Origin of the sequence: Micrococcus sp. HSID17227, assembly GCF_003989405.1 — a bacterium.
GTDB lineage: Bacteria > Actinomycetota > Actinomycetes > Actinomycetales > Micrococcaceae > Micrococcus > Micrococcus luteus.
This window is the reverse complement of record NZ_RBLN01000335.1, coordinates 1-2,210: the sequence shown is the minus strand read 5'-3', so window position 1 is coordinate 2,210 and position 2,210 is coordinate 1. Positions and strand designations below refer to the sequence as shown.

The 2,210-nt window shown below is 75.3% G+C and carries 2 protein-coding genes and 1 pseudogene; 2 read left to right on the top strand and 1 reads right to left on the bottom strand.

Features of this window, described 5'->3' with window-relative positions; all coding sequences use genetic code 11:
• Positions 1-175: 175 nt before the first annotated feature.
• Complete coding sequence (locus tag D8M29_RS11490; RefSeq protein WP_036336902.1) at positions 176-949, bottom strand: GNAT family N-acetyltransferase; 774 nt, start codon at positions 947-949, stop codon at positions 176-178.
• Positions 950-1,041: 92 nt separating this feature from the next.
• Here D8M29_RS11490 and D8M29_RS11485 point away from each other — a divergent pair, with 92 nt between their 5' ends.
• Positions 1,042-1,971: a rhodanese-related sulfurtransferase gene (locus tag D8M29_RS11485; protein WP_127445994.1), complete on the top strand. Its 930-nt coding sequence runs from the start codon at positions 1,042-1,044 to the stop codon at positions 1,969-1,971.
• A pseudogene (locus D8M29_RS11480) lies at positions 1,968-2,210 on the top strand (methyltransferase); the annotation flags it as partial. The gene D8M29_RS11485 and the pseudogene D8M29_RS11480, both read left to right, overlap by 4 nt.

Sequence of the window (2,210 nt, the reverse complement as noted above, 5' to 3'; positions counted from 1 at the left end):
GCCGTGACGGACAGCCCGGCCACGACGTCGGCCACCACCGCACCGACGGGCTGCGGCTCCGGTCCGGAGAAGTCCGGGGCGGCGTCGTCGACGGGCGGCGCGGAATCCGCCGTGCCGGGCGGCCCCCAGCCGCCCGCGGGATCCGCCCAGGGATCGTGCTCCGGGAGGTGGCCGGTCACGCCCCCATGGTGCCGGTGTGCTCGGCGGCGGGGTTGTCCTCGGCCAGGCCGCGACCCCAGATGGACACGGGGCCGAGGTCGGTCCAGGCCAGGTGGCGGTACAGCTTCTGGCCGTCCGGGGACGCGACGAGCAGGCCGCGGCTGATCTCACCCTCGCTCATGACCTCGGAGGTGAGGTAGCGCATCACGAGGGAGCCGAGGCCGCGGCGACGGTGGTTCGGGGACGTCCAGATCCGGTCGTAGACGGCGGTGCCGCCCTCCTCGGTGACCCAGCCGAGGGCGGCGAGCTCCTCCTCGCCCTCGGGCACGGTCGAGGCGCCGACGGCCAGGATGCGCAGGCGACGGCTGCCCTCCATCGGTTGGTCCACGCGGGCCTCATAGCCCTCGGGCAGCAGCGGGGGCTCCACGTCCTGCAGCTCGGGGTCCATGTCCATGGTCATGAAGCGCTCCGGCTCGGCCTGGGCCTTCAGACCCATGGCCTTCGGGTCCTCGCCGGCGTCGCCGAACACTGTGAGCAGGATCTGCTCCTGGTCCCGCACCGCCTCGCGCAGGTCCTCCAGCTCCCCGCGGGAGGGGTTCACCACCACGTGCTCCCACGTGGCCGGCACGTCCACCGTGGCGCGACCGGAGCCGCCGGGGATCATGCGGGCGGGGCGAGGGGTGCGCAGGGCCGCGCGTCGCCCCGCCTCCTGGCTCGTACGGTAGCCGCGCGATCGCGACCAGGCCGCGAACCAGATGTCGACCAGTGCCGGATCCAGATGCTCAGTCATGTCTGAAGGGTAAGGCGTGTGGCCGGTGCGGGCCAGGCCCCGCCCGCCCTCACGGCCGTGGCGTCCGGGGTCGCGCACTAGCCTGGACCTTGATGAGCACCGCCCCCCTCTCGCGCATCGCGCTGTACTACCGGTTCACCCCGCTCGCCGACCCCGAGGCGGTGCGGCTGTGGCAGCGCACGCTCGCCGCGTCCCTCGGCCTGACCGGCCGGATCATCGTGTCGCCGCAGGGGATCAACGGGACCGTCGGCGGACCGGTCGACGCCGTCAAGCGCTACATGCGCGGCACGCGGGAGCATCCGGCGTTCCGGGACCTCGAAGTGAAGTGGTCGGACGGCTCGGCGGCGGACTTCCCCCGCCTCTCGGTCAAGGTCAAGCCCGAGCTCGTCGCGTTCGGGGCCCCCGAGCGCGTCACCGTGGACGCGGACGGGATCGTCGGCACGGGGGAGCGGCTCACGCCCGTCCAGGTGGACGCGCTGGTCGCCGAGCGCGCCGGCACCGCGAACCCCGTGCGCTTCCTCGACGGCCGCAACACGGTGGAGGCGGCCATCGGCCGCTTCGACGGGGCCGTGGTCCCGGACGCGCACACCACCCGCGACCTGCTCGCCGCCGTCGACTCCGGGGCCCTGGACCACCTCAAGGACGCGCCGCTGATCACCTACTGCACGGGCGGCGTGCGCTGCGAGGTCCTCTCCGCCCTGCTCAAGGACCGCGGCTTCGCCGAGGTCTACCAGCTCGACGGCGGCATCGTCCGCTACGGCGAGGCCCGCGGCGACGCCGGACTGTGGCGGGGCGAGCTGGCCGTGTTCGACCGACGCCTGTCCACCCGCTTCACCGCCGATGCCGAGACCATCGGCCGGTGCGTCACGTGCGAGGCCCCGACCTCGGCGCTGCGCAACTGCGCCGACCCGGCCTGCACCACGCTCGAGGTCCGCTGCGCGGCCTGCGCCGCCGACGACCCCGAGCACCGCTGCCCCTTCTGCGCCCACCGCCCCCACCCCGCCGAGAGGACCGAGGCATGAGTCCCGTCCCGACACCCCCGTCGCCCCCCGCCCCGCGGCTGACCCCGGCCACGGCCGCGGCCCTCGCCGCGGACCTGGCGGCCCTGCCGTTCACCACCGCCGCCGTCGAGGGGCTGCTCGGAGCCGTGGCCACGCTCGCCCTGGACCGCGAGCACGCCGAGGCCGCCCGCCGCGTCGTCGCCGGTCACCTGGCGGGCCCCGGCCGGCACGACGACGCAGCCGGCCCCGGCGACCGGCAC

Excerpts from the sequence above, each read along its gene's own strand:
- D8M29_RS11490 (WP_036336902.1), bottom strand. The coding sequence starts at position 949 with ATGACTGAGCATCTGGATCCGGCACTGGTCGACATCTGGTTCGCGGCC.
- D8M29_RS11485 (WP_127445994.1), top strand. The coding sequence starts at position 1,042 with ATGAGCACCGCCCCCCTCTCGCGCATCGCGCTGTACTACCGGTTCACC.